This is a genomic window from Rahnella perminowiae (genome assembly GCF_019049755.1).
Classification (GTDB): Bacteria; Pseudomonadota; Gammaproteobacteria; order Enterobacterales; family Enterobacteriaceae; genus Rahnella; species Rahnella perminowiae.
Window position 1 is genome coordinate 1 of the sequence record NZ_JAFMOS010000130.1, and the last position, 912, is coordinate 912.

The 912-nt window shown below is 44.7% G+C and carries 1 protein-coding gene; it reads right to left on the reverse strand.

All coding sequences use genetic code 11. The features are described from left to right. Window positions 1–767, reverse strand: a 767-nt coding sequence (locus J1785_RS00705; RefSeq protein WP_476655347.1) for a type III PLP-dependent enzyme domain-containing protein, incomplete at its 3' end; no start/stop codon positions are given. Between the last annotated feature and the right edge of the window lie 145 nt (window positions 768–912).

Consider the following 912-nt stretch of genomic DNA (forward strand, 5'->3'; position numbering starts at 1 on the left):
TCAATATCCAGCGCTTTTTCTTTGTCAAAATACCGGACACCAAAACCTCCGCCGACATCAACAAAATCAAAATGAATCTTGTAGGTATTCTGCAAAGATTCGGCCAGCGACAGAATATTCAAAGTATTTTTAGCCAGTGCCTGCCAGTCAAGGATCCGCGTACCGAGATAAATGTGGATCCCCGCGAGCCGTAAATGACTCTGCTGCCCGACACAGGAAAAGGCCTGTGGTAAAAGTTGTTCGTCTATGCCAAATTGCCGGGGCTTGCCGCTCATCACCAGTTTGGCTTTTTCGCCAATAAAGTCCGGGTTGATGCGTAACGCAATGGTTTGTATAACGCCTATGCTTGCTGCAATGTCATTGAGCAGTTTCATTTCTTCAATGGATTCTATGACGACAGCTTTAATACCAATACGACAACATTGCGTTAATTCAGCAATGTATTTTCCGGGGCCGACGAAAATAATATCTTGCGGCTCGACGCCCTGACTTAATACCGTTTCGAGTTCTGCCAGAGAACATACTTCACAGCCTGTTCCGGCCTGGTTTAACAGGCGTACTAACGCTTTATTCGGATTCGCTTTAAGCGAATAAAAATAGTGAATATCATCAGGAAGTGAATTTTTTAACGCTGAAAAGTCTGCCCGTATTTGCGATGCGCTGTAGGCATAGAAAGGTGTCGGAACCTGGTCAGCCAGACGCTGATAACAAATGTCTTCGATTTTTTCTGCGCTGATAAACCGGCTGTCAGGAGGAAAAGCTAACATGGCTATACCTCCGGCTTAACAGCGCTTCAATTTCATTGATATTTTTGAAGTTTTCGAACAGATCGCCATCAAGGATATCAAAAAAACTCCCGGATGAATCGGTTCTGGTTTCCATCCACTCACCCATTTCTGCGATGAAACCCAC